The organism is Bacillota bacterium (genome assembly GCA_012842395.1).
Taxonomy (GTDB): Bacteria; Bacillota; SHA-98; order UBA4971; family UBA4971; genus UBA6256.
The window spans coordinates 393,374-418,617 of sequence record DUSX01000034.1; the positions used below are offsets into that span (position 1 = coordinate 393,374).

The window sequence follows — 25,244 nt, forward strand, 5'->3', positions numbered from 1 at the left end:
CCAAATGTGGTGCCACAGGTTTTCGTCTCCCTTCTTGACGGCGCTAAGTGGAGGTGCGAAAATGCTTCCGATCATGATCATTGGGATGGGTTGCCCAACACCGGCAACGCGGCGACCGGTGAAAACGGGGCAAAGACTAACGCGCCCTCACTTAGGGTTTCCTTCCGGCGCTTGCGCGACGGGCATCTGGAATCTCGCTAGGCTGCGCGCGGAATTCCAATGAGACGCACTGCAAGCTCGCCTCCCTGTCCGGCAAGACCGGCAACTCTGGGCCGGGGTTGCACGCTGAAGAGCGGCGCAGCCTTGTGGCGGTCCGCTTAGAATATCTTCCCCGAGCCGGGGGCAGCATACTCGATAGTGATTGAGTGGGAGTTCAGGCACGCACCCGCCTCTCTAGTGAGTATGGTGCCATAAGTTCTCGTCTCTTTTCTTGAGGGCACTAGGGACGCCGGTGCCTGCACGACGGGGCGTCGACGATTCGGCAGGCCTGCGCGGCAAATCCGAACGAGGCACGCCGCGGGCGCGCCGTCCCCGGAGGGCAAGGCCGATAGCCTTAGGCAGGGCTTGCGCGCTGAAAAGCAGCGCGAACTTGTGGCGAACTACTAGCTAGTAACGTCCCCGATCAGGAGGAATCAGCGTGAGCAGGTGGCAGTTTTGGATCGCGATCTTCATCGCCCTCGCGCTTGCGGGCTGGTCCGTGGGCTCTTCCATGAGGCTCGCCCGTGACCTTGCGCGTGTGGAGAAGGACCTCGACCGGGTCTTCACCGACCTCGCAGCGCTCTCGAAGCGCGTCTCGGAGATCAAGACGGCCGCCGTGGCTCCCCAGCCCGCTGCTCAGGTGACCGTGTACTATGCCCGCACCACGCTCACTGACTCGTACCTCGTGCCAGTCAAGGCTGCGGTGCCCGCAGGGACCGATGCTATGCGCGGTGCGGTGGAACTGCTCGCAAGGGGGCCCGCGCCCGAGACTGGCCTGGAGAGGCTCATCCCGGAAGGGACGAGGGTGTTAGGTGTCACCGCCAGCGGGGATCTCGCGACCGCCGACTTCTCAAGCGAGATCCGGACCCGTTTCCCCGGCGGCAGCCGCACTGAAGAGCTGCTTGTCTGGTCGATCGTGAATACCCTCACGGAATTCCCCGGGATTACAAGGGTGCAGATCCTTGTCGAAGGCAAAAAAGAGGAGAGCATCGGCGGCCATGTTGGCATCGACACTCCCCTGGAAAGGAACCCCGACCTCATCAGGCCTCAATAGGCCACGATAGGTGGGCGTACGACAGGCCGGGCCCGTTCGGTCTGCGATCAGAGTCTCGCGCGTCACCCTGCCTTGAGGGCCGCGGCCGCGAGGTCCATTCCCTTTGCGAGGGCTTTCTCGTTGAGCGGGATGAGCCCGTGGCGGCGCTCCGGAAGCACCTTGTTCATCGCCTCAAGCACCGTGTCGACGCTCACCACGCCCGTCACACCAAGGTACGCACCGAGAGCCACCATGTTCGCCACTCTCGTGTCGCCGATGTCATTGGCTATCTCGTTCGCGGGGACCGCAAGCACCCTGACATCGTTCCTCGCAGGCTTGACGTCCACGAGAGAGCTGTTATATATGATGAGGCCGCCAGGAGTCACCATGCCCTGGAATTTCTCCAGAGACGGCCTGTTCATCGCGACCACGCTCGTGGGCTCACTCACAAGGGGCGAAGCGATCTCTCTCTCCGACACCACCACGCCACAATTGGCCGTGCCGCCGCGCATTTCCGGTCCGTACGACGGCATCCAGGTCACGTTCCGGCCTTCCATCATTCCGGCGTATGTCACGAGCTGTCCCATGAGGAGCACGCCCTGCCCGCCGAATCCCGCGAAGATGACCTCCTCGTGCATGCCTAGCCCACCTCCGGTACCTTGGTGTATTCCCCAAGCGGGTAATACACGGCCATCTTGTCATCCACCCACTTCAGGGCCTCAGCAGGGGTCATCCCCCAGTTCGTGGGGCACGTGGACAGGAATTCCACGAGGCTGAACCCCTTCCCCTCGAGCTGCGTCTCGAACGCCTTCTTCAGTGCGCGCTTGGCCTTCGCGACGTTGGCAGGGCTCGTCACAGAAACGCGGGCGATGTACGCGACCCCAGAAAGCGACGACAGGAGCTCGCACACTCTTATCGGGTGACCGGCCACCTCGGGATCGCGTCCCTTTGGAGACGTGGTGGTCTTCTGGCCAGGAAGGGTCGTGGGGGCCATCTGCCCGCCGGTCATGCCGTATATGGCGTTGTTGACAAAGATGACGGTGATCTTCTCGCCCCTCGAAGCCGCGTGCACTATCTCGCCCGCTCCGATCGAAGCGAGGTCCCCGTCGCCCTGATAGCTAAAGACGACCGCGTTCGGCAGGGCACGCTTGATCCCGGTCGCCACCGCGGGCGCCCTGCCGTGGGACGCCTCAACGAAGTCACAGTTGAAATACTCATACGCCAGCACAGCGCATCCGACCGGCGAGATCCCTATGGCCCGCTCACGCACGCCGAGCTCGTCGATGACCTCGGCGATGAGTCGATGGATGATGCCGTGGGTGCACCCCGGACAGTAATGGGTTGGCACGTCCGCCAGCGCCTCAGGTCGCCCGAACAGCTTCTGCATTCTTCACGCCCCCTTCTCCACGATCTTGACGATCTCGTCCATTATCTCCCTGGGCGAGGGGCTCATGCCTCCGGTTCTCCCATAGAAGTGCACGGGCTTGGTTTCACCGCAAGCAAGCCGAACGTCCTCGATCATCTGACCGAGGCTCATCTCCACTACCAGCACATGTGCTGCCCCGGCGGTTGCGGCGGCGAGCGCCTCGTATGGGAACGGCCACAAGCTTATCGGCCGGAAGAGACCGACCCGCAGCCCGCGCTCCCTGGCCCTCTCGAGTGCAGCGCGCGCGATACGGGCCGTAGTCCCGTAAGCCACCAGGACCACGTCCGCGTCCTCCGTCATGTACGTGGCGTAACGCACCTGCTCCGCGGCCATGCGCCTGTACTTCTCCGCAAGCCGAAGGTTGTGCTTCTCAAGCTTCGCCGGGTCGAGAAAGAGCGACGTTATCACGTTCTTCGGCCTGCCGCAAGCGCCGGTGGTGGCCCATGTCTTCGCAGGGAGGTCCGCCGTGGGCCGCGGCTCGGGCATCTCCACGGGCTCCATCATCTGACCTAGGATGGCATCGCCGAGGATCATCACGGGGTTACGGTACATGTCCGCGAGGTCGAAGGCCTCCATGGTGAGGTTCACGAGTTCCTGAACCGTGCACGGGGCGAGCACCAGAAGGTGATAATCCCCGTGACCGCCCCCCTTGGTCGCCTGGAAGTAATCTGACTGCGCCCCCTGTATGCCGCCGAGCCCGGGCCCTCCGCGCACGATGTTCACGATAACGCACGGGAGCTCCGCGCCGGCCATGTACGAGATAGCCTCCTGCATGAGGCTTATCCCCGGGCTCGATGAGGTGGTCATGACCCGCGCCCCCGCGCACGCGGCACCGTAGACCATGTTGCTTCCCGCGACCTCGCTTTCGGCCTGCAGGAACACCCCTCCAACCTCCGGCATGCGCCTAGCCATGTACTCGGGGATCTCGTTCTGCGGTGTTATCGGGTACCCGAAAAAGCACCTACAACCTGCCATAATGGCGGCCTCAGCCACCGCCTCGTTCCCTTTCATCAGAACCTTCTCAGCCATGCGCCCTCCCCCCTATCTGTAGACTTCGATGGCCACTTCAGGGCACATCCGGGCGCACGCGGTGCACGAGTTGCATCGTTCCTCATCTGTTATAGTGGCCGGATGAAATCCCTTGCTGTTGAAGTGCTCGGCCATGGTCAGGGCTTTCCGCGGACAGAAGGTTACGCACAGCTCGCACCCTTTGCACCGCTCCTCATTGAACACGACTTTGGGCATCTTGCCAACCTCCTACCTGTACGCCTTGGCCTGCTCCTCGCCCCTGAGGACGCGTAGAGAGGCCTCGGCGAGCGCCTGCATCTCGTTTTCGCCCGGGTACACCATGACTGGAGCTATAAAGCTCACTCTATCGCGTATCCAGTCCACCAGGCGGCGCGAGTGCGCGAGACCCCCCGTGAGGATTATAGCATCAACCTCCCCTGAAAGCACGGCCGCGTACGCCCCTATTTCCTTGGCGACCTGGTACGCCATGGCCTCGTACACAAACGCGGCACGCTCGTCGCCTGCATCGATGCGCCGTTCGACCTCCGCAGCGTTGCTGGTTCCGAGGTACGCCACAAGCCCTCCTCCGCCCACGAGCTTTCTTCTCATCTCATCCTCGGTGTACTTGCCGGAAAAGCAGAGGTCCACCACGCCGAGGGTGGGAAGAGCGCCCGCTCTTTCGGGAGTGAACGGGCCCTCACCGTCCAGGCCGTTGCTTACGTCGACCACCCGTCCTTTGAGGTGGGCGCCGACGCTGATGCCGCCGCCCAGATGCGCCACGACGAGGTTCAGGTCTTCGTACCGCGAGCCCATGTCCCTCGCCGCCTTCCTGGCGACGGCCTTGTGATTGAGCGCGTGGAAGATGGTGCGTCGCGGAATCTCAGGCAGCCCCGAAAGCCTCGCAACATCCCATAGCTCGTCGACGACCACGGGGTCTGCGATGAATGCTCGCACCCCCGCCCGGGCCGCGATCTCCCGCGCCAGAAGCGCGCCAAGGTTCGAGGCGTGGGACACCGACCCTCCACTGGTGAGGTCGCGCACCATCTCGTCGTTCACCTCGTACACTCCGCTCTCCACAGGCTTGAGAATGCCTCCGCGACCCGCCACTGCGTCGAACCCGCTCACGGGCTCTTTGTGTCTTTCAAGGGCTTCGAAGATAGCGTCAAGCCTCATGCGATACTGCGCCCAGACGTCGCCGAGCTTCGCCAGCTCCGCGCTGTCATGGGAGATAGTCTCCTGGAAAACCACATGGTCATCAAGGTAGACGGCGATCTTGGTCGAAGTTGAGCCGGGGTTGATCACGAGAATACGGAAACCACCGTGTTCGCTGGGCTTAGCCTCAGGCGCAACGCCTTCTGTGCGCGCCATACACTGCGCCCCCTCTTCATCCCGAGTTTGCCGGACGGCGCCTCAGCGTGCCGGGGAGAGCCATCGGCTTCGGCGGAGCTCGAGCTCGCACCCTGCAAGGTCTTTCATCCTTAGCCCGGATGAGCCGTCAAGCTCCGCCGGTCCTGCTGAAAGCGAAAGCCGCACACATGCTCCCGGCCCGGGTCACCTTGACCGCCTTACGCGGGCACGTACACTTTACGAATCTTGCCCAGTTTCTCGATTCTTTCTTCCGCGAGCCGGGCCGCCGCCTTGTACGTCGGAATCCCGTCCCGCTCCGCTATCGCTATCACCTTCAGGACGTTGTCATAAATGCCCGCCGCTTTGCGCAAGGCCCTTTCCCTGTTGTAACCGTAGAATTCGTCAGCGACGTTTATCACTCCTCCCGCGTTGATGATATAATCGGGCGCATAGAGTATCCCTGCATCCTCCAGGGCGTCGCCGTGCCGATCCTCTTTGAGCTGGTTGTTCGCGGCCCCGGCCACGATCTTGCACTTAAGCCTCGGGAGCGTCTCGTCGTTTATCACCGCGCCAAGGGCACACGGGCAAAACACGTCACACTCGACATCGAACACCTTGTCATAGGGAACGGGCTTCGCCCCGAAATCGTCAGCCGCCTTCTTGACCCGGTCCTCGTAGATGTCGGCGATGTATACCTTCGCCCCTTCCTCGACAAGATACCTCACCACATGGTAGCCCACGTGGCCCACTCCCTGGACCACGACGGTCTTGTCTTTGAGCGAGTCGCTTCCGAAGACCTCCAGCGCACAAGCCTTCATGCCGCGCACGACCCCGAACGCCGTGACGGGCGACGGGTCGCCACTTGAGCCGGTCGTCGCAGATAGACCCAGCACGTGGTCGGTCTCCATGTGCACGGTCTCCATGTCTTCCACACTCACGCCCACATCCTCGGCCGTGATGTACCGTCCGCCGAGCGTATCCACGAACCTCCCGAACGCGCGGAAGAGCGCCTCTGACTTGTCTTTGCGCGGATCTCCGATGATAACCGCTTTGCCCCCGCCGAAATCGAGGCCGGCAGCGGCATTCTTGTACGTCATACCCCGGGCGAGTCGCAAGGCGTCGGTGAGCGCCTCCTCTTCGGACGAGTAGGGCCACATCCTACACCCGCCGAGGGCAGGGCCGAGGGTTGTATCATGAATCGCTATGATGGCCCGCAGCCCCGAGACCTCGTCGGTCGCAAAGACCACTTGTTCAAACCCGTAGCGTCCCATCTCTTCAAAGAGCTTCAATTCCGGATCTCCTCCTTTGGGCGCGTCCGTATTCCTCCAGGTGTCAACCTGGGTAACGCCGCATCCCGACAAGCTGGCAATCCCGACAAGCCGACCCCTTCCGATCCCCCACCTCACCTCGACAGAAGCACTCCGAGGGCGAGCGAGTACACCTTCGCCATGTGAGAGTCGGACCTCGACGTGACCACCACGGGCGCCCTCGCGCCCACCACGACGCTCGCAGCGCACCCGCCTGCAAGATAGACGAGCGCCTTGTAGAACACATTGCCCGTCTCGATGTCCGGCACGATGAGTATGTCCGCTCGGCCGGCGACCGGGCTCGAGATGCCCTTATGGTTCGCAGCTGCAGCCGATATGGCGTTGTCCAGCGCAAGCGGACCGTCCACGATCGCTCCTTTGATCTGCCCGCGTTCAGACATCTTGGCGAGACACGCGGCATCGATGGTCGCGGGCATGTCGGGATTCACGTTCTCCACAGCCGCCAATGCCGCAACGCGCGGTTCCGCGATTCCGAGCGCATGCGCCACGTCAATGGCGTTCTGCGTGATCTGCGCTTTCTCAGCAAGCCCGGGCGCGATGTTCATCGCTCCGTCGCTGAAGATGAGGAGACGCTCGAACCTGGGCACTTCGAACACAGACACGTGCGAAAGCAGTCGCCCTGTACGAAGACCGACCTCCTTGTCAAGAACCGCCCTGAGAACATCCGCCGTGCTCACAAGCCCCTTCATCAGAAGGTCCGCCTTCCCCGCGCTGACCATGGCAACGCCTGCGCGAACCGCCGCAAGTGTGTCCCTCTCCTCCACGAGCTCGTGGGACGACAGGTCGATGTCGCTTTCGGCGGCGGCTTTGCCTATGGCCACGGGATCCCCAATGAGGATACACCTCGCTATCCCCCGCCGCGACGCCTCGTCTGCTGCCAGGAGCACTTCCGGGTCTGCTGCAGCCACCACGGCGCACGTCCTCGGGCCCACCTCCCTCGCCGCCTTCGCGAGGTCATCAAGGCTCCTTATGACTCCGGCCCCCAAATCCGTCCCCCCTTCATTCGTAAGTCCCAAGCTCCTCCTCACCGCGAAGGACTCTGAAAGCCCCCATTGCGAGGGCTTCCATCTCTCTCTCGCCCGGATAGACCCTTACCTCGGCGATGAATTCGATCCGACTCCGGATCATGTCCACGAGACGGGTCGCATTCGCGAGGCCTCCCGTTATGAGAACGGCGTCCACGTCGCCAGCGAGCACGCAAGCCATCGCACCGATCTCTTTGGCCACCTGATAAGCCATTCCCTCATACACGAGCCGCGCGAACTCATCACCGCGGGCGATTCTCGCTTCGACCTCGACCGCGTCTGACGTCCCAAGATAAGCCGCGATGCCCCCTCGTCCAACGAGTCTCCTCACGAGCTCCTCTCTTGTGTACTTGCCGGAATAGGCGAGCCGGACAAGCGGGACCACAGGCACCCCACCCGCCCGCTCCGGACTGTAGGGACCCTGCTCATTGGCGTTGTTCACGTCGATGATGCGCCCGCCACGGCACGCCGCCACAGATATGCCCCCGCCCAGGTGCGCGACGATGTAGTTTGCGACATCGAGGTCCGCCTGCATCTCCCGCGCCGCCTGCCTCAGCGTGGCCTTGATATTCAGCGCGTGGCTCAGACTGCGCCTGGGAAGCTCCGGCAGGCCCGACACCCTGGCCAGAGGCTCGAACTCGTCGCACGACACCGGGTCCACTACATAGGCCGGCACGCCCCAGGCGTCCGCTATCGCGCGGGCGATGATGCCCCCGAGGTTCGAGGCGTGGGGCCCTTGCACCTGGTTCCGAAGGTCCTCCAGCATCCTGTCGCTCACGACGTAAGTGCCGCCGGCGCAAGGCCGCAAAAGACCACCACGAGCCACGACCGCCGCGACCGAATCCGGTTCCACGGCCGCCTCCTTCAGGGCGGCAATGACCTCGGACAGTCGATACTCGAATTGGTCCATGATGCTGGAAAACGAGGCGAGCGTTTTGTGATCGTGGACAAGCTTCCTCTCGAAAAGCGGACCGGACGGGGTGTACAGGGCAATCCTGGTGGCAGTGGAGCCGGGATTAATCACGAGGACCTGCAACGTTTCCACCTTCAGATCGTCTCCCGCCGCAGACCCGGGCAGGCCTGCCAGGTTGTCGGCTTGTCGCCAGCCTGTTCATGTGGGCCGAGAGGCCTTGCGCGCGGTGGCCGTAAGTTGATCCCATGCAAGTGTCATGCCATTCCCCTCGACGACCCTGATGCCCGCGATCGCCCGCAGACCAGGCAGCGCCGGCCGGATGACGGCAGGCTGCGTGCAAATCCGTGCAGTCCTCGCGGGCCGCGGCGTGCAAAAGATTGCACGCCGTCGGTCCCTCGCTTCCCTTCATACATACGAGGCGCACGAGCGGCCCTTGAGTCGGCCAACGAACCACGGGGTTCGTCCAAGCCCGCATCAACCTCGCACGTAAAGCCGGGCCGCACGCTCATCCTTCGCCCGCTTTTTGAAGGGATCGAGTCCTAGACGCAGAAAGATTCAAGGGATGCAAGGGATGCGCCAGCGCTTTCCCAAAGCGCAAATCAGATCCGTAACGGAAGGGGGCATGCTGATGGACGTCACGAGGCTCGCGGTGATCGGTGCCGGACAAATGGGGTCCGGTATAGCACAAGTGGCTGCGGCGGCCGGGGTCCAAGTAGTCATGTTGGACGTCTCGGAAGACCTCGCGCGAAGGGGTCTCGTCGCCGTCGAACGGGGGCTCTCCCGGGCGGTTGAGAAGGGCAAGATGGGACCCGAGGAACGGGACGCAGCGCTCGCACGGATCCGCGTCGGGGCAGACCTTTCCCTCGCGTCCGACGCCGACGTGGCGATCGAGGCTGTCACGGAGAACGTCGATATCAAGAAGGATGTCCTCCGGAGGGTGGACGACCTCCTGCCGCCCAGGAGCATCATAGCCTCCAACACGTCTTCCATATCTATCACGCGGCTTGCGGCCGCCACGAAACGGCCGGAGAAGGTCATCGGCATGCATTTCATGAATCCTGTTCCTGCCATGAAACTGGTGGAGATCATATCAGGCCAGGCCACTTCGGACGAGACGAGAAGGGACGCCTGGGCCCTCGCGGAAAGGATGGGGAAGACCCCCGTGTCGGTCTCCGACTACCCTGGGTTCGTCTCCAACAGGCTCCTCATCCCCATGATCAATGAAGCAGCGTATTGCCTCATGGAAGGCGTTGCATCCCGTGAGGATATCGACACCGTGATGCGGCTCGGCATGAACCATCCTATGGGCCCACTCGCCCTCGCCGACCTCATCGGGCTCGACACGTGCCTGTACATCATGGAGATCCTCTACGAGGGTTTTGGGGACCCGAAGTACCGGCCGTGTCCCCTCCTCCGCCGAATGGTGGACGCCGGGTGCCTGGGCAAAAAGACAGGGAAAGGGTTCTACACATATTGAGGCAGCGATGAGGAAGGGATTCGATGGCGCAGGCTAAGAAGTTTCGGCTCTCCAACAGGGAACTCGAGGTCATATTGAACTCCACCCACGACGGGATGATCGCTGTGGACCGCCACGGTCTCATCACCATCTTCAACGCGGCCGCCGCCCGCATCACTGGGCTCGATCCGGATGAGATGATAGGACGGCGCGCGCAGGATGTGATCCCGAACACCAGGCTCCACGTGGTGCTGGAGACGGGCCAGGCCGAGTTGAACCAGCAACAGGTGTTAGGTGGGGTCAAGATCATCACCAACCGCGTGCCTGTAAGAGACGCCGAGGGCAGAGTGATCGGTGCGGTTGCGGTTTTCCGGGACATCAGCGAGGTCATCTCGCTCGCTGAGGAGATCACGAACCTGCGCCAGATCCAAGGCCTCCTGGAGGCCATAATCAATTCAACTCAGGACGCGATCTCGGTCGTGGACGAGAACGGCATGGGGCTCCTGATCAACCCCGCGTACACCCGTCTGACCGGACTCACCGAGGAGGACGTCATCGGCAAGCCGGCCACCACCGATATCGCGGAGGGTGAGAGCATGCACATGAAGGTGCTTCGCACGCGGCTTCCCGTGCGGGGCGCCCACATGAAGGTCGGCCCGCGAAAGAAAGAGGTCATAGTCCATGCCGCGCCCATCATCGTTGATGACAAGCTCAAGGGGAGCGTGGCTGTGATTCACGATACATCCGAGATCCGGAGGCTCACCGAGGAGCTTGACAGGGCGAAAAGGCTCATCAGGCGGCTCGAGGCCAAGTACACCTTCGACGACATAGTCGGCGTAAGCCCGAAGATGGCACGGGCAATCGAACAAGCCAGGCGCGTGGCCGCGACGCCGGTCACCGTTCTCCTGAGAGGGGAGAGCGGAACCGGAAAGGAGCTCTTCGCACACGCCATCCACAACGCGAGCGACCGGGCACGAGGCCAGTTCATAAGGGTGAACTGCACGGCGATCGTAGATACGCTCCTCGAGTCGGAGCTCTTCGGCTACGAGGAAGGCGCTTTCACGGGCGCGAAGCGAGGCGGGAAGCGCGGCCTCTTCGAGGAGGCGAGCGGCGGGACCATCTTCCTGGACGAGGTGGGGGCCACGAACCTCGCGCTGCAAGCCAAACTGCTGCGAGTCCTTCAGGAGAAGGAGATCGTGCGGGTCGGTGACACACGTCCCATACCCGTGGACGTCCGCGTGATAGCCGCCACCAACACCGACCTCGAGAAGGCCGTCCGCGAGGGGCGGATGCGGGAGGATCTGTACTACCGGCTCAATGTGGTCCCCATTTTCATCCCACCCCTTCGGGAGCGCATCGAAGATATTCCTCTCCTGTGCCACAGCCTGATACGTCGGTTCAACCAGGCTTACGGGAGAAACGTGAGCCGCATCTCAGAGGAGGCCCTCGACATCCTCGCCGAGTACGATTGGCCGGGGAACGTGAGGGAGCTCGAGAACGTTCTTAGCCGCGCCATCATCAACATGCACTTCAGCGAGGTAGAGATCCTGCCGCGCCACCTGCCCGCCCTGGGCAGGTTCCAGCAGGGTCTTCAGGCGTGGCAAGCAGGCCAGGCAGTCCCGGGGAAGGGCTCCGAGGCCGAAGCAGAAGCCGAGGCGCTCGGGCGGGGCGGGCCATCCGCACAGGGCGTCCCAAGCCTTCGCGAGGCCGTCGAGCATGCCGAGAAACGGGCCATCCTTCGTGCCCTTCAGGCCTCAAAGGGCAGCAAGACCGCGGCCGCGAAGCTGCTCGGCATAGGCCTCCGCAGCCTCTACTACAAGATCAAGCGTTATCACATCTCGTGAGTCCTTAGGTGGGGAACGAATCAGTCGAACGAATCAGTAGAGGGGACATAAGCATGTCATGGTCCCGCGGGCGATAGCCCCAGGGGCGTTCCGGCGCGCCCCCCGCTCAACGCGTCAGCGTCGGGTGGGCGTTTGGGCAAGGCGGGCGCGCTATTCCCGTTCCCGTTCCCATTCCCGGGGCCTCGTGTGTTCGTTCTCCGCGACCTTGCTTTCGGCGACCTTACTTTCGGTGCCTGTACCCGCCGTGCTGTTCCGGCCGCCTTGGTGCCCCCGGCCTGCGCCCAGCCTCCAACGCGTGATCTCTCGGGAGCACGTCCTTGCGCGACAGGTTTATCCGGCCCTGCCGGTCTATCTCGGTCACCTTGACCTCGATGGTGTCGCCCACCTTAACGACGTCTTCGACCCTGGGCACGCGCGTGTGCGCAAGCTCGGAGATGTGGACCAGACCCTCTCTGCCCGGGAGTATCTCCACGAACGCGCCGAAGTTCATTATGCGGGTCACGGTCCCCGTGTACACCTTTCCGACCTCGACCTCTGCGGTGAGATCCTCGATCATCTTCCTCGCTTTCGCTCCCGCCGTCTCGTCCACGGCCGCGATGAAGACCCGCCCATCATCCTCGATATCGATCTTCGCACCGGTCTCGTCGATGATGTGTCGTATGACCTTGCCGCCGGGCCCGATAACGTCGCGGATCTTCTCCGGGTCGATGTTCATCCGTATGATCCTGGGGGCGTATGGTGAAAGCTCCTTGCGCGGCTCGGGTATCACCTCGAGCATCTTGCCGAGTATGAAGAGCCGTCCCTCCCTAGCCTGGGCAAGCGCTTTCGCCAGGATATCCCTGGTTATCCCGGGGATCTTGATGTCCATCTGGATGGCGGTGACCCCGCGTTCGGTGCCCGCCACCTTGAAATCCATGTCTCCGAGGGCGTCCTCGATGCCCTGAATGTCGGAGAGGATGACGACCCGGTCGCCTTCCTTGACGAGCCCCATGGCGATCCCCGCAACAGGCCGCTTGATTGGGACTCCCGCGTCCATGAGCGCGAGCGTGGACCCGCACACGCTGGCCTGTGAAGTGGAGCCGTTCGATTCGAGCACTTCCGATACGAGCCGGATCGTGTATGGGAACGTCTCCTCATCCGGGATCATCGCCGCAAGCGCTCTTTCAGCAAGTGCACCGTGGCCTATCTCGCGCCGACCCGGACCCCTCATGGGCCGCACTTCCCCTACGCTGTAGGGTGGGAAGTTGTAGTGGTGCATGTAGCGCTTGGACTCCTCTTCACCCAGCCCGTCGAGGAGCTGCTCCTCCCCGATTGCCCCCAGCGTCACGCTGGTAAGCACCTGCGTCTGGCCCCGGGTGAATAGCCCTGACCCGTGCACTCTTGGAAGCACCCCAACCTCGCACGATATCGGCCGGATCTCGTCAACCCTGCGCCCGTCAGGCCGGTAACCCTCCTCAAGGATCATCTTCCTGACCTCTTCCTTGACGATCTTGTCAAGGACCATGGTGACGTCCTTCTCGTACAACGCGAAGTCGGCGCCGAGGCTCTCCCTCATCTCCTCGACCACAGCCATCTTTACAGCGTCGGTCCGTTCCTCGCGCGCAAGCTTGTCTTCGCTCTTGAGCGCGTCACGCAACTCGGCTGTGGCCCGCTCTCTCACCTTCGCCTCGATGTCCGGATCGGGCTTGTACAGGGTGACCTCTCGCTTGGGCTTCCCGCACACGGCCACGAGCCCTTCGATGAAGTCGACGATCCCTCGGATAGCCTCATGGCCGAACATTATCGCCTCGAGGATGACGTCTTCGGGCACTTCGCTTGCGCCCGCTTCCACCATGAGGATGGCGTCTTTGGTTCCCGCAACCACAAGCGAGAGATCGCTCTTGAGGGATTGTTCGAGGGTCGGATTGATCACGAGCTGCCCATCGACCCTGCCGACTCGAACCCCGCCGATGGGCCCTCGGAACGGAATGTCGGAGATGCTAAGCGCGGCCGACGCGCCGATCATCGCCGTGACGTCGGGCTCGCAGTCCTGCTCCACCGACATCACCGTGCAGACCACCTGTACGTCGTGCCTGAACCCTTCGGGGAAGAGCGGCCTTATCGGCCTGTCGATCATGCGGGCTGACAGAGTGGCGACCTCCGAGGGCCTTCCCTCTCTCTTTATCCACCCGCCGGGAATCTTGCCCACAGCGTAGAGTCTCTCTTCATAGTCCACGAGAAGCGGGAAGAAGTCGATGCCTTCCCGGGGCTCCTTCGACATGCACGCTGTGACGAGCACGACTGTGTCGCCGTACCGGACTAACACAGATCCGTTAGCTTGTTTCGCAACCTTCCCGACCTCAAGCGAAAGTCTCCTCCCGCCCAGAATCATATCCAGGCAGTGGTGTTCCATTACAAATCGTTCCTCCTCAAGCTGTCGCTGCTACTTCCTGAGGCCGAGCCTATCGATGATGGCGCGATACCTTTCGATATCCTTCTCCTTAAGATAGTTAAGGAGATTGCGCCGTTGACCGACCATCTTGAGCAGCCCTCTTCTCGAATGATGATCCTTCCTGTGCTCCTTGAGGTGCTCCGTGAGGCTGTTGATCCTCTCGGTGAGGATCGCGATCTGCACCTCCGGAGACCCCGTGTCTTTCTCGTGAAGCCTGTACTTTTCTATGATCGCCTGTTTCTCGCCGGCGGGTAGAGCCACGCCGATCCACCTCCTTGAACCCTATCCCCCCATCGCCAAGAAACCCGTCGGAGGCTCGAGGAATCCTAGCGCTGGGTTCATCTTGTTCTGCGGCGGCATCGGGATTGCCGCCACGGACCAATTCTATCATACAACAGATCCGTTGTAAACGACGCGCGGCGCGCTCGCGGCTCACGGCTCCTGCGACTCCACCTCCGCGGCGCAGCCGCCATCTCGCCGCAAAGTGGGTGTGGGTCCCAAAGGTCCGACCCACTAAAGGTCACGCCTTCCGCAGTCAGCTTGGGGCCGTCTTGTCCCCGTTCACGCTCGCACCGGCCGCAGCGGCCATCGTCCTATCGTCAGTATTCCCCATGTGGAACGAAGAGAGCACCTTTCGAGCGTTCTTCACATCGTTGGCGATCTGGGACGCAAGGGCGAGCGGCGAGCTGAACCTCATCTCGTCGCGGAGCCTCTCGATGAAGGACACCCTCATGGTCTCGCCGTAGAGGTTGCCTGCGAAATCCATGACGAACACCTCGATGCCGGTGACCCGGCCGTCGAACGTGGGGCGCACGCCCACGTTGGCCACCGCCTGAAAGCATCCGCCCCTGACCTCCGCCAATACCGCGTATACCCCTCGCGCAGGAACGGCCATCGTCGAGCCGATCCCGATGTTCGCCGTGGGATATCCCAGGGTTCTGCCTCGCCCTTCGCCGGGAACGACCGCCCCCTTCACGGAGAACGGCCTGCCGAGCATGGCCCGTGCACCCGCCACGTCGCCCCGGGCAAGACGCGCCCTGATCTCTGTGCTGCCCACCGGCACGCCGCCGACGGAGACCGGCTGGGCGATCTCCACGTCAAACCCGTACTTCTGCCCGAGCTCAGCGAGGACGGTCGCAGTGCCGCGTGCCCGCCACCCGAAGGTGTAGTTGAACCCGACGACCGCCGCCGTCGCGCGTAGCCCGTCGACCAACACCCCGCGAACGAATTCTTCAGGCGTGGCGCGCGCGAACGCCTCGTCGAAACGCGCTATCACCGCAAGCTCGACCCCTGTCGCCTCGATGAGGGCCAGCTTGTCCCCAGTGTCCGTGAGCAGGGCAGGGGCGAGCTGGGGCCGGATCACTTGAAGCGGATGCTTATCGAAAGTGAAAGCCACGGCGCGTGCTCCGCAGCGCTTCGCACGGACCACGCACCGCCTGAGTATCTCCTGATGCCCGAGGTGCACGCCGTCGAACGTTCCGAGCGCGACTACAGACCTTGGAACATCGATGGCGTCAAGTTGCGCAAGATCCTGTACGACTCTCACTGAAGACCTCCTAACCCCGGCTGGGCAATCCGTCGACCTCTTGCCCGCGCCCGATCACCCAACAAACACCCTTATGGGGCGGATCATCGCCCGCCTCCCAGACATCTCCAGCTTCGCGACTCCGAGGAGCTCGCCGCCAGCCCCGTGCACTCTGACGATCCCTGCGGACGAGCGGTCGCACTCGCAGACCGTGTCCGCCTCCGGCCGCTCCTGGGTCACGCGTTCGTGTTCGGCGGCCGAAAGCTCGACCTGCGCCCCGCATGCCACCTTCCGTGCGTCCTCGCCGCTCACCGCCACCGCGGGCAGGTGGGACAGCCCCGCGGCGATCGGCAACACGAGCGCGCGAAGGCGGCCCTCCCTCGCAAGCGCCTCGACCTCATCCAGGGTGTGCGCGTCCGCCAATGTGAAGCGTCCCACGCGCGTTCGCACGAGCGACCCCAGGTGAGCGCCGCAGCCGAGCGCTTCGCCGATGTCCGCCGCAAGCTGGCGGATGTAGGTTCCTGAGGAGCAGACGACGCTCAGAGTTACCCGGGCACCCACGGTGAGCGGGTCGTCCGGCCATGACTCGACACGGATGTCGTACACGGTTACGCGCCTGGGGGCGCGTTCGACCTCGATTCCCGCACGCGCAAGCTCGTACAAGCGTTGCCCTTCGTGATGCACGGCGGACACCATCGGTGGCACCTGAAGGATCTCGCCTGTAAATCGCCGGGTCACGTCTTCAAAGAAGGCCCTCGATACCTTGACCTCGCTTGCGACTTGAACGACCGTGCCGGAAGCGTCGTGAGTATCAGTGACAATGCCCAAGACCATCTCGGCCCTGTAGGCCTTCGGTAATCCGAGCATAAACCGCATGGCGGCGGTCGCCCTGCCGAGAAGCACGACAAGGACACCCGTGGCATCAGGGTCGAGCGTTCCTGCGTGGCCGACCCGCCTCTGCCCCGTGGCGCGCCTTATTCGCGCCACCACGTCGTGGGACGTCATCCCCCCGGGTTTGGCTATGACCAGGATCCCGTCGATGCCGTTCATCGCCACCCGGACCTACCTGGCCGCCATCATCTCGTATACCTTGCTCAGGACCATCTGCCGCGCATCCTCCAGAGAAGCCGCGTCCACGCTGCACCCCGCCGCTCTCGAGTGGCCGCCTCCGTCAAACGCCTCCGCAAGCGCGCTCACGTCGAAGTCTCCCCTGGACCTCATGCCAACGCGGATCTTGCCCTCCTCGCTTTCCCGAAAGAGGAGGGCCACCTCAACGCCCTTGACCATGCGGGGGTAGTTCACGAAACCCTCGGTCTGCCCCTCGTCGACGCCGAACTCCGAGAGCCACTCGCGCCTGATCTCAACCCACGCCACCTTGCCTGCGTCATCGATCTTCAGGGTATCAAGCACGCGGCCGAGCAGTTTAAGGCTGCTCAGAGTCTTGGTTTCGTACACTTGCTCGGAGATCCTGAAGGGCTCCGCTCCCTTTTCAACTAACCGCGCGGCGATGCGCAGGGTCGTCGGGGTCGTGTTCGAGAACCGGAAGAAGCCCGAGTCGGTCCCGAGGGCTGTGAAAAGGCAGGTCGCCATATCCCTATCGACAGGCACACGCATGGCGGTCAGGATCCTGTACACCTGCTCTCCGACGGCTGCCGCGCCCGGATCGACGTAATTGTACGTGCCGAACATCTTGTTCGTAACGTGGTGATCCACGTTGATCACAGGCGTGCCTGGAGGGATCTTCCCGGCGATGTCTTCGATACGATCGAGGTCGCTCGAGTCAAGGACCACGACCGCTTCGAACTCCCCTGCGATGCGGTCGGGCGTGACTATCCTGTTCGAACCAGGCAGAAAGCTCAAGCTGTCAGGCACCCCACCCGGACACGACAGGATGGAGCGCCTTCCGGTCTTCTGAAGCCCGAAGCCCAGGCCGAGCGTGGAGCCGACAGCGTCCCCATCAGGCAGCACATGAGTCGCTACTAGAAACGTGCGATAACGCGTGAGGATGCGCGCGATGTCCTCGTGACTCTCCACTAGTCTCGGCCCTCCTCTTCCTTTCCCGTCTCTTTCTCGCTTTGGATCTCCTTAAGGAGCTCGAACACCCGCGCCCCGCGCTTTATCGACGTATCGTAGCGGAAAACGATCTCGGGAGTGTGCCGCAGCCTGATACGCCGCCCTATCTCGCTACGAACGAACCCGGTGGCGCTCTCGAGAGCCGCCATTGTCTCGTCAACCTGAGCCTTATCGCCCATAACGCTAACGAAGATCTTCACGTGCCGCAGGTCGTCCGATACCTCCACATCGGTGACGGTCGCGAACCCCAGCCTCGGGTCCTTGATTTCACGAGCCAGGATGTCCGCGACCTCGGAACGGATCGCTTCCGCAACTCTCTCAACCCTGAGTCGAGCCATCTCCCATCACCTTCCGGTGGTCAACGGTGGTCCTCAAATGATGGTCCTCTCCCAATTCGTGACCTCGAGGTCCGCATCGGTCTCGACGTCGCGCAGCACACGCGAGAGAACGCTGTCCACGAGCCTCGCCTCGTTGGAGACGCAGGCGACCCCGAGCGTGCAGCGCTGCCAAAGGTCACAGTCGGCTATCTCCGCAATAGCCACGTTGTGCCTTGCCCTCACCCTGTCGCAGACTCTCTTGACGACGCGTCGCTTGTCCTTAAGAGAGGTCGCCCCGCCTATGAAGAGCTCGAGCTTCAGAATGCCTACTATCATCGCACCCTTCCGACTCACCTGCAACCCCTCCGAAGCATCGGCACGGACCCGGCTGCACGGCCGCGAACCGCGAGATCACGCGTCCGCGCAGCCCCTAGAGCTCTCGGCGGGTCTCCTCCACCGTGAAAGCCTCGATGACGTCGCCTTCCTTGATGTCGTGGAAGTTCGCAAGGCCGATCCCACACTCGTACCCCGTGGCCACCTCGGGGACGTCGTCCTTGAACCTTTTCAGCGATTCGATCCGGCCCTCGTGGATGACCACGTTGTCGCGGAGGACTCGTGCCAACGCGTCGCGGGTGATCTTGCCCTCGCTTACCTTGCACCCAGCCACGACACCAACCTTGGGTACATGGAAGGTAGCCATGACTTCGGCGCGCCCGACGGTCACCTCGCGCCTCTCAGGCTCGAGCAAACCTTCCATGGCGGCCTTCACATCGGCCGTGGCGTCGTAGATGATGCGGTAGAGTCGGATATCCACGCCGTCACGCTCGGCCATCTTCTTCGCGTTGGCATCAGGCCGCACTTGGAACCCGATGATGATGGCACCTGATGCGGATGCCAGCATGACATCGCTCTCGGTGATCGCACCCACGCCAGCATGGATCACGTTCACCTTCACCTCGTCGGTGGAGAGGTGTTCCAGCGACTGGCGGAGCGCCTCGACCGATCCTTGCACGTCAGCCTTGATGATGAGATTGAGCTCTTTCACCTCACCTTCTTTGATCTTGCCGAACAACGCCTCCAGGCTGACGGGGCGGGCTCCCTGGATCTCCTCCGCCCGCTTCCTCTCAAGGCGTCTCGCAGCGAGCTGCTTGGCCAGCTTGTCTTCGGACACAACGTGAAGCACGTCGCCGGCCTGTGGCACCTCCGAGAACCCAAGCACCTCCACGGGCATGGAGGGCTCTGCGGCTTCGACCGGCTTCCCCTGGTCGTCGGTCATGGCTCGGACCTTCCCGAATACTTCGCCGGCAACGATGGGATCGCCCACGCGAAGCGTTCCCTTCTCCACGAGCACGGTGGCAACCGGTCCCCTTCCTCTGTCGAGCCGCGCCTCTATTACGGTGCCCTTCGCCGGTCTATTCGGGTTGGCCTTCAGCTCCCTCATATCCGCAACCAGCAGGATCATCTCCAAGAGTTCCTCTATGCCCTGCTTGCGGAGGGCGGATATCTCCACGGTGACCGTGTCGCCGCCCCATTCCTCGGGCACGAGACCCTGCTGGGCGAGCTCCTGCTTGACCCTGTCGGGCTGGGCGTTCGCCTTGTCTATCTTGTTTATCGCGACCACGATCGGTACCTTGGCCGCCCTGGCGTGATTAATGGCCTCCACGGTCTGCGGCATCACGCCGTCATCAGCTGCCACCACAAGCACCGCTATGTCTGTCACCTGAGCGCCGCGCGCGCGCATCGCCGTGAACGCCTCGTGACCGGGCGTGTCTATGAAAGTGATCTTCCTGCCGCCGAGCTCCACTTGGTACGCGCCGATGTGCTGCGTTATACCGCCGGCCTCCTGCGCGGTTACATTGGTTTGGCGAATCGCGTCGAGAAGCGAGGTCTTCCCATGGTCAACGTGTCCAAGCACCGTAACCACGGGCGGCCTCGGCTGGAGAGCCTCCGGAGCGTCAGGAACGTCCTCGATCCCGAATTCGCGAGCCTCCTTCTGCTCCAGCGGCTCGACATCAAAGCCGTGCTCATCAGCGACCAAGCTCGCAGCGTCGAAATCGATCTCCTGGTTTATGGTGGCAAGGACTCCCATGGTCATCAGGGACTTGATCACCTCGGCAGAGCCGATACCGAGCTTCTCGGCAAGCTCGCCAACGGTGATCCGGGGCGGGAGCGCGATCTTAGTTTGCTTCTTCGGGTGCTCCCGTCTCTTCGCAGCTGTCGCCGGCTGCACGGTGGCTCCTCGTTTGGGCATCCTCGCTCTGATGATAGCCTCCGCTCTCGCCTCACGCAGCTTCTCAGCGCCCTTGCCGGTCTTGATGAGCTCGAGCCTCCGTTCCGTTGGGCGCTCTCTCCGGTCCTTGCGCTCGTCCTTGTGTTCCCTTCTCGTCTCGGGCTTCTCGCGCCGCTCGACAGGCGCGGCCGAAGGCTTCTTAGCCTCCGGAGCCGCCGGACCTTGGTGACCACCATGGGCAGGACGGGGCCGCGCCTCCGCGCCTGCCTCAACACCTGCCGACGGACGGACTGACTCAGGGCGCTTGACCGCGGGCTGTCTTGGACCGCGCTGGCTCGAGGGGCTCTCGGCAGCCGCCGAGGGTTGCGGCTTCTCCGCACCCCGGACATGCTCGACCGCGCCCGCCGCGCCGGCTCGCTCTTCCTCAGGAGGCGTAAGCCCGGCGGCAGACAGAGCTTCCTGGTGAACCTTTTCAGCCGGTGCGGCGCTCGCGCCGGTCGGTGCGGGAGCGCTCGCGCTGGCGGAAGCTGCGGCCTTTGCGGTAGTCTCTCCCTCGCTTCCGGTCACCCGCACAACCTCTGGGGCCTTCTCCGGTGCCTTTGCGGCAACCTCCGGTGTCTCAGGCACAGCCCCGGCAGGGGCCGGCGCCTGAGGAGCAGGAGTCGTCGCGACCTGCGCAACCTGCGGAGTAGGCTTTTCCGGCTGTTTCCTGTGCACAGCCGCGTCAGCGCCCGCAACAACGGAAGGAGACGCGGAGGCGGTCCCAGCGGCTGTCTCCGGCGCCCGACGCTCCGGTGGAGGGGGCGGCACACTGGGGCGAATCTGCCGCGGCCTCCTCAGGACATCGGGTCTGCCATGCGCAGCACCGGGAGCCGTAGCAGGCCTCACGGTCGAGGCGCCAGCTCCAAGACCAGGCCGGGTGGGTTGAGCCTGTGGCCTCACCCCGGCACCGGGCACCGTGGGAGCGATCTGCGTCGGCCAATGCCTTGCCGGACCTGGCTTTTGAGCGACGGATGGAGCCCCTGCTGGAGTCCACCGCCGGTCCTCGCGGTCATGAGGCCGTCCGTGTGCCGCTCCAGGTCTCGTCTCGCCAGCCGGTCTCGGCGCCCAGCCCGGCCTCTGCGCAGATACGGGCAAGGCACCGGGATGACCTCCCCTCGCGTCGCCCGCAGTGGGACGAGGCCTGGCCGGACCGTGTGCCGACACGCCTCCGCGTGAGGCGGTCGGCCTCGGCAGAGGCACGGGCTTCGGCTTCGGTTTCGGCTTCTCACGGGCCGGCTGCTGCTCTTTCGGCGTCGGCTTCTCCTCCTCCGCGGCTGGCTGAGCACGTCCCGCGGCCGCGTTCTCGGGCTCCTTTCGCCCTTCCTTCTCCGCAAACCTGTTCTTTATGAACCTGACTACGTTGTCCTCCAGGGCGCTCATATGGTTCTTGTCGCGCACGCCCGACTCGGCGAGGAGATCAAGGATCTCCTTGCTGTTCTTGCCAAGCTCGCGTGCGAGCTCGTATACCCTGGTCTTCTTCCCCATACACCCACCACCTTCAAATCTTAGCGGCCTTCGGCGGGAGGCTTTCCACTCGTGAGCGAGGAGATCTCACGCATGAGGCTCTCCACCACTCCTTCTGGCACAGAGGCCTCGAGAGCTGCATCCAGCCGTTTGCCCTTCAACGCTAGCTCGAGGCACTTCGGGTCGGGGCAGATGTATGCCCCCCGCCCTGAGCGTTTCCCGGTGGGGTCCACCTCGATGACACCCTCCGGTGTGCGCACGATCCTGACGAGCTCCCTCTTGGGTCGGACCTGTCTGCATCCCACGCACGTACGCTGGGGAACCTTCTTTACTCTCTGCTGACGCGCCTTACCTCTCGCCATTGCGGCAATCCACCCGCCCCGCCTCACAGATCTACGTCCAGGTCCAGGTCATCGTCGAAATCGACGTCACGCTTGGACTTCTTCGGCACGCGGGTCTTCTTCGGTATCTCCTCGTCCAAGACCTCGTCTCTCTTCGCTTTGTCTTTCTTCTTGCGCCGGCCCGTAGTACCTTCGCCCGGGCCTTCCTTCTCCACCTGTTCGCCGCCCCTACCCGATGCTTCTGCGCCTGATGCTTCTGCGCTCGTTTCGGTGACAGGCTCCGGCCGCTCAACCTCCTGCTCGTTCGCCTCGGACGAACCCGCAAACGCGCCCGCCTCAGCGGATCTCGGGCCTGAAAGCTCTACCGCCCGCTGCGATTCGGCAAGGCCTGCGGTCTCCCCGGCCTCGGCAGCCTCTCCGGTCTTGGGCTCGTCGTGAGCAGGCGCGGCTACATCCGGAATCACGTCTGGCGTCGCAGGCGGCAACTCTATCTCAGGCTGGGCCCGGCCTGCCGTCTCGGGCGCGGCCGGGCTCTCCGGCACGCCCTCGCAGGCCTCGGCGCGTGGCTCCTGCTCCCGCGCGGCCTCCTCTGCGGCCAGGCGTTCCTCTTCCTCCTCGAGCGCTCGGGCCTGCGAGTCGCTCTTGATGTCGATCTTCCACCCGGTGAGCTTGGCCGCGAGCCGGACGTTCTGGCCTTCCTTTCCGATCGCCAGGGAGAGCTGGTTGTCAGGCACGATCGCCCTGGCGATGTGGTTCGCCTCGTCGACGCGCGTCAAGATGACGCGCGCGGGACTCAGAGCGTTGGACACGTAAATGCCCGGATCATCATGCCATTGAATGATGTCTATCTTTTCGCCCCGCAGCTCAGCGACGATCTTCTGGACCCGCATCCCCCGGGGGCCAACGCAGGCGCCTACGGCGTCCACATTCGGGTCATACGAAAGCACCGACACCTTGGCCCTGCTGCCAGCCTCTCTCGCAATGCCTTTTATCTCCACGGTCCCATCGTATACCTCAGGCACTTCGAGCTCCAACAGCCTCTTGAGAAGCCCTGGATGGCTCCGCGAGACGACCACCTGAGGCCCTTTGGGCGTCTTTCTCGCCTCCACGATGTAGACCTTGATCCTGTCGCCGAATGAGTAGTTCTCCCGTTGCACCTGCTCAGATGGTGGCATGACGGCCTCCACTCGGCCAAGGTCGACGATGACGTTGCGCATTTCCCGTCGCTGCACGATCCCCGTCACCACGTCGCCTTCCCTATTGCTGTACTCCTCGTAGATGACACCCCGCTCGGCCTCGCGGATCTTCTGCACCACCACCTGCTTGGCGGTCTGTGCCGCGATGCGCCCGAATTCACGGGGCGTGACCTCGACCTCGAAGACGTCGCCGATCTGGTGCGTCGGATCGACCGCCCGGGCCTCGTCCAGCGATATCTCCTGCCTGGGGTCCCGCGGCACCTCCACGACGTTCTTGTGAGCGTAGACGTTGATATCACCAGTTTCAGGGTCTATCTTCACCCTGACGTTCTGGGAAGAGCCGTAGTTGCGCTTGAACGCGGAGACCAGCGCTGTCTCAATTGCCTCAAGCAGCGCAGCGCGCGGGATCCCCCGTTCTTTCTCAAGTTGCGTGAGCGCCTGAATGACCTCGGAATTCATCGTAACCCTCCTCGCCACCCGGCGAATTATCCCGTATTCCGTATCACAAGCCGCAAAATGCGGGCATTCCGCCCGCCCACCGAAGACCACGATCCAGGTCTACCCGCAGCCCAAGGCCCCAAGGCCCCAAGCAGGTCACCGGAAGTCCGCCGCGCCGCTTCTCGGCGCACAAGTCCCGCTCAGGGTCGCCGGCCTTGCTCTCCAGCTCCAGGCCTTGCCCTCCAGGGAGAAGACGCCTGCGGTGCGCCTCACCGAATCTCGCGCACGCTCCGCCCGAATTCCAGCCGCCCGGCCGTGCGAGCACCGGCAATCCTGGTACCGCCAAGAACCCCACAAGAAAGAGATGAAAACCCGTGGCACCGTGCCGCTCAGACGCCTAGACCTCCACAACGAGCCTCGCGTGGCTGATCTTCTCGCGTGGCACCTCCACCGTGCGCTCTCCCGTGTCGAGCCTGACCTTCCCGTCGGCCACGCCTAGAAGCCGGCCTTCAAGCGACTTCCTCCCGTCTACGGGCGCATAAGTCGTGATGAGCACCATGCGCCCGCGGAACCGCTCGTAATCACTCTCCCGCCTCAAAGGCTTCTCCCCCGAGGACGAGACCTCCAGCACGTAGCTCTGGGGGATCGGATCGAGCTCGTCCAGCTTGGCGCCGAGCTCGTTGTTGAGCCACTCGCAATCATCCATGGACACTCCCTCGGGCCGGTCGATATATACCCTGAGGTACCACTGCCCGCCTTCGCGGACATATTCCACGTCTACGAGCTCAATCCCTTTTCCGTCCAACATCGGTCGCAGGATCTCCGTGACCAGATTCTCGACATCCTCAGCTTTCACGTGATTTCCTCCTCTGCTCGAACCCACAGTTCGAACGCACAGTGCAGGCCTCACGAGCCTGGTCTTCATCCCGGGCCGGGCCGCGTCGGGCCGCGTCGTGCAGGATGAAGCCAAACCACCTCACAACACGAGAGAGTGGGTTTCCCCACTCTCCACAATTGCTGCGACGTTCACAGCGCGAAGGCTCTGCCTTAGTATAACACACCAAGCGCCGCCGCGCAACAACAGAGGGCCGCAGGGGCGGCAAGGGGCCGCAACCTGCACGGATACAAAGCTCCAAGACCGTGTGTAAGGTCGCGAGGATTCCAAAGCGGCTGGCGGCGGAACGAGCTACGGTGCGCCTGAAGGCCGCTGGGCGGCGTGAGAGCTGTGGAGAACGCCCCTCGAACGGTCTCCATCTATCGCAGGGGAAGAAATCCGCGCGCAGAGCATATGATCGCTGTGACACGGCACAAAGCATCGGAGGCTTGTGGGATGGCAGAGGAAAACAAAGTGGTTGCGGCCATGGCGTGTCTCAGGGCAGCTGGCGCGCTCGTCGAGATCCTCGGCGCGCTGCTCATGCTCAAGTGCAGCCGGGTCTCTGCAGCCCTAAGGATCAACGCCGTTCTGGGGCTCCTGGGCCCCGCCGTCGTTGCGCTCGTGTGCGCGCTGGGGCTCTCGGGCATCGCGGGTCGCGTGTCATGGGTGAAGATGTTTATCATCCTCTGTGGCTCCATGCTGATCGTGGCAGCAACTAGGTAGTCCTGGCCCGGT

At 63.3% G+C, this 25,244-nt stretch carries 23 protein-coding genes; 4 read left to right on the forward strand and 19 right to left on the reverse strand.

Annotated features, from left to right (window positions below):
* Window positions 1–637 precede the first annotated feature (637 nt).
* Complete coding sequence (locus GX515_11565) at window positions 638–1,252, forward strand: GerMN domain-containing protein (protein HHY33631.1); 615 nt, start codon at window positions 638–640, stop codon at window positions 1,250–1,252.
* 62 nt (window positions 1,253–1,314) lie between these two features.
* Here the strand turns inward: GX515_11565 and GX515_11570 are convergent, their stop codons facing one another.
* The 8 genes from GX515_11570 to buk (GX515_11605) form a co-directional block, all read right to left on the reverse strand.
* Complete coding sequence (locus tag GX515_11570; protein ID HHY33632.1) at window positions 1,315–1,869, reverse strand: 2-oxoacid:ferredoxin oxidoreductase subunit gamma; 555 nt, start codon at window positions 1,867–1,869, stop codon at window positions 1,315–1,317.
* A 2-nt stretch (window positions 1,870–1,871) separates the two neighbouring features.
* Complete coding sequence (locus GX515_11575; GenBank protein ID HHY33633.1) at window positions 1,872–2,618, reverse strand: 2-oxoglutarate oxidoreductase; 747 nt, start codon at window positions 2,616–2,618, stop codon at window positions 1,872–1,874.
* Window positions 2,619–2,621: 3 nt separating this feature from the next.
* Window positions 2,622–3,686 carry a 3-methyl-2-oxobutanoate dehydrogenase subunit VorB gene (locus GX515_11580; protein HHY33634.1) on the reverse strand — a complete coding sequence of 355 codons (1,065 nt, stop codon included), beginning with the start codon at window positions 3,684–3,686 and terminating at the stop codon, window positions 2,622–2,624.
* A gap of 12 nt (window positions 3,687–3,698) precedes the next feature.
* Complete coding sequence (locus GX515_11585) at window positions 3,699–3,902, reverse strand: 4Fe-4S binding protein (protein HHY33635.1); 204 nt, start codon at window positions 3,900–3,902, stop codon at window positions 3,699–3,701.
* 12 nt (window positions 3,903–3,914) lie between these two features.
* Entirely contained in the window at window positions 3,915–5,033 is a 1,119-nt protein-coding gene (buk, locus tag GX515_11590) for a butyrate kinase (GenBank protein ID HHY33636.1), read from the reverse strand.
* Between the two features lie 197 nt (window positions 5,034–5,230).
* On the reverse strand, window positions 5,231–6,301 hold the full coding sequence (locus GX515_11595; GenBank protein HHY33637.1) for a Glu/Leu/Phe/Val dehydrogenase: 1,071 nt from the start codon (window positions 6,299–6,301) through the stop codon (window positions 5,231–5,233).
* A gap of 113 nt (window positions 6,302–6,414) precedes the next feature.
* A complete protein-coding gene (locus GX515_11600; protein ID HHY33638.1) occupies window positions 6,415–7,311 on the reverse strand; it encodes a phosphate butyryltransferase in 897 nt (298 codons plus the stop codon).
* A gap of 28 nt (window positions 7,312–7,339) precedes the next feature.
* Window positions 7,340–8,416: a butyrate kinase gene (gene buk / locus GX515_11605; protein ID HHY33639.1), complete on the reverse strand. Its 1,077-nt coding sequence runs from the start codon at window positions 8,414–8,416 to the stop codon at window positions 7,340–7,342.
* A 490-nt stretch (window positions 8,417–8,906) separates the two neighbouring features.
* On the opposite strand from buk (GX515_11605), the gene GX515_11610 reads away from it, so the two are divergent.
* Both GX515_11610 and GX515_11615 read left to right on the forward strand, forming a co-directional pair.
* The gene (locus GX515_11610) at window positions 8,907–9,755 is read left to right on the forward strand and encodes a 3-hydroxybutyryl-CoA dehydrogenase (protein ID HHY33640.1); all 849 of its coding nucleotides are present in this window, start codon (window positions 8,907–8,909) and stop codon (window positions 9,753–9,755) included.
* 23 nt (window positions 9,756–9,778) lie between these two features.
* Complete coding sequence (locus GX515_11615; GenBank protein ID HHY33641.1) at window positions 9,779–11,578, forward strand: sigma-54-dependent transcriptional regulator; 1,800 nt, start codon at window positions 9,779–9,781, stop codon at window positions 11,576–11,578.
* A gap of 220 nt (window positions 11,579–11,798) precedes the next feature.
* Here the strand turns inward: GX515_11615 and pnp are convergent, their stop codons facing one another.
* The 11 genes from pnp to GX515_11670 form a co-directional block, all read right to left on the reverse strand.
* Window positions 11,799–13,970: a polyribonucleotide nucleotidyltransferase gene (pnp, locus tag GX515_11620; GenBank protein ID HHY33642.1), complete on the reverse strand. Its 2,172-nt coding sequence runs from the start codon at window positions 13,968–13,970 to the stop codon at window positions 11,799–11,801.
* A gap of 30 nt (window positions 13,971–14,000) precedes the next feature.
* The gene (gene rpsO, locus GX515_11625) at window positions 14,001–14,270 is read right to left on the reverse strand and encodes a 30S ribosomal protein S15 (GenBank protein ID HHY33643.1); all 270 of its coding nucleotides are present in this window, start codon (window positions 14,268–14,270) and stop codon (window positions 14,001–14,003) included.
* Between the two features lie 274 nt (window positions 14,271–14,544).
* Complete coding sequence (locus GX515_11630; protein ID HHY33644.1) at window positions 14,545–15,555, reverse strand: bifunctional riboflavin kinase/FAD synthetase; 1,011 nt, start codon at window positions 15,553–15,555, stop codon at window positions 14,545–14,547.
* A gap of 54 nt (window positions 15,556–15,609) precedes the next feature.
* Complete coding sequence (gene truB, locus GX515_11635; protein ID HHY33645.1) at window positions 15,610–16,584, reverse strand: tRNA pseudouridine(55) synthase TruB; 975 nt, start codon at window positions 16,582–16,584, stop codon at window positions 15,610–15,612.
* Window positions 16,585–16,596: 12 nt separating this feature from the next.
* Window positions 16,597–17,568, reverse strand: coding sequence for a bifunctional oligoribonuclease/PAP phosphatase NrnA (locus GX515_11640; protein HHY33646.1), 972 nt, complete (start codon window positions 17,566–17,568; stop codon window positions 16,597–16,599).
* On the reverse strand, window positions 17,568–17,945 hold the full coding sequence (rbfA, locus tag GX515_11645; GenBank protein HHY33647.1) for a 30S ribosome-binding factor RbfA: 378 nt from the start codon (window positions 17,943–17,945) through the stop codon (window positions 17,568–17,570). Before rbfA ends, GX515_11640 begins: the two co-directional genes overlap by 1 nt.
* Window positions 17,946–17,978: 33 nt before the next feature.
* Complete coding sequence (locus tag GX515_11650) at window positions 17,979–18,260, reverse strand: DUF503 domain-containing protein (GenBank protein HHY33648.1); 282 nt, start codon at window positions 18,258–18,260, stop codon at window positions 17,979–17,981.
* A 94-nt stretch (window positions 18,261–18,354) separates the two neighbouring features.
* The gene (gene infB, locus GX515_11655; GenBank protein HHY33649.1) at window positions 18,355–21,681 is read right to left on the reverse strand and encodes a translation initiation factor IF-2; all 3,327 of its coding nucleotides are present in this window, start codon (window positions 21,679–21,681) and stop codon (window positions 18,355–18,357) included.
* Between the two features lie 20 nt (window positions 21,682–21,701).
* Window positions 21,702–22,022: a YlxR family protein gene (locus GX515_11660; GenBank protein HHY33650.1), complete on the reverse strand. Its 321-nt coding sequence runs from the start codon at window positions 22,020–22,022 to the stop codon at window positions 21,702–21,704.
* Window positions 22,023–22,045: 23 nt separating this feature from the next.
* Window positions 22,046–23,656 (reverse strand): transcription termination/antitermination protein NusA, encoded by a 1,611-nt coding sequence (gene nusA, locus GX515_11665; protein HHY33651.1) that lies wholly within the window; start codon window positions 23,654–23,656, stop codon window positions 22,046–22,048.
* A gap of 376 nt (window positions 23,657–24,032) precedes the next feature.
* Window positions 24,033–24,560 carry a ribosome maturation factor RimP gene (locus tag GX515_11670; GenBank protein ID HHY33652.1) on the reverse strand — a complete coding sequence of 176 codons (528 nt, stop codon included), beginning with the start codon at window positions 24,558–24,560 and terminating at the stop codon, window positions 24,033–24,035.
* A gap of 405 nt (window positions 24,561–24,965) precedes the next feature.
* Between GX515_11670 and GX515_11675 the strand changes: the two genes are divergently transcribed.
* A complete protein-coding gene (locus tag GX515_11675) occupies window positions 24,966–25,232 on the forward strand; it encodes a DUF2619 domain-containing protein (protein ID HHY33653.1) in 267 nt (88 codons plus the stop codon).
* Window positions 25,233–25,244: the final 12 nt, after the last annotated feature.

Excerpts from the sequence above, each read along its gene's own strand:
- GX515_11570 (HHY33632.1), bottom strand. The coding sequence starts at position 1,869 with ATGCACGAGGAGGTCATCTTCGCGGGATTCGGCGGGCAGGGCGTGCTC.
- GX515_11575 (HHY33633.1), bottom strand. The coding sequence starts at position 2,618 with ATGCAGAAGCTGTTCGGGCGACCTGAGGCGCTGGCGGACGTGCCAACC.
- GX515_11580 (HHY33634.1), bottom strand. The coding sequence starts at position 3,686 with ATGGCTGAGAAGGTTCTGATGAAAGGGAACGAGGCGGTGGCTGAGGCC.
- GX515_11585 (HHY33635.1), bottom strand. The coding sequence starts at position 3,902 with ATGCCCAAAGTCGTGTTCAATGAGGAGCGGTGCAAAGGGTGCGAGCTG.
- buk (HHY33636.1), bottom strand. The coding sequence starts at position 5,033 with ATGGCGCGCACAGAAGGCGTTGCGCCTGAGGCTAAGCCCAGCGAACAC.
- GX515_11610 (HHY33640.1), top strand. The coding sequence starts at position 8,907 with ATGGACGTCACGAGGCTCGCGGTGATCGGTGCCGGACAAATGGGGTCC.
- GX515_11615 (HHY33641.1), top strand. The coding sequence starts at position 9,779 with ATGGCGCAGGCTAAGAAGTTTCGGCTCTCCAACAGGGAACTCGAGGTC.
- pnp (HHY33642.1), bottom strand. The coding sequence starts at position 13,970 with ATGGAACACCACTGCCTGGATATGATTCTGGGCGGGAGGAGACTTTCG.
- truB (HHY33645.1), bottom strand. The coding sequence starts at position 16,584 with ATGAACGGCATCGACGGGATCCTGGTCATAGCCAAACCCGGGGGGATG.
- rbfA (HHY33647.1), bottom strand. The coding sequence starts at position 17,945 with ATGGCTCGACTCAGGGTTGAGAGAGTTGCGGAAGCGATCCGTTCCGAG.
- GX515_11650 (HHY33648.1), bottom strand. The coding sequence starts at position 18,260 with ATGATAGTAGGCATTCTGAAGCTCGAGCTCTTCATAGGCGGGGCGACC.
- infB (HHY33649.1), bottom strand. The coding sequence starts at position 21,681 with ATGGGGAAGAAGACCAGGGTATACGAGCTCGCACGCGAGCTTGGCAAG.
- GX515_11660 (HHY33650.1), bottom strand. The coding sequence starts at position 22,022 with ATGGCGAGAGGTAAGGCGCGTCAGCAGAGAGTAAAGAAGGTTCCCCAG.
- nusA (HHY33651.1), bottom strand. The coding sequence starts at position 23,656 with ATGAATTCCGAGGTCATTCAGGCGCTCACGCAACTTGAGAAAGAACGG.
- GX515_11670 (HHY33652.1), bottom strand. The coding sequence starts at position 24,560 with ATGAAGACCAGGCTCGTGAGGCCTGCACTGTGCGTTCGAACTGTGGGT.
- GX515_11675 (HHY33653.1), top strand. The coding sequence starts at position 24,966 with ATGGCAGAGGAAAACAAAGTGGTTGCGGCCATGGCGTGTCTCAGGGCA.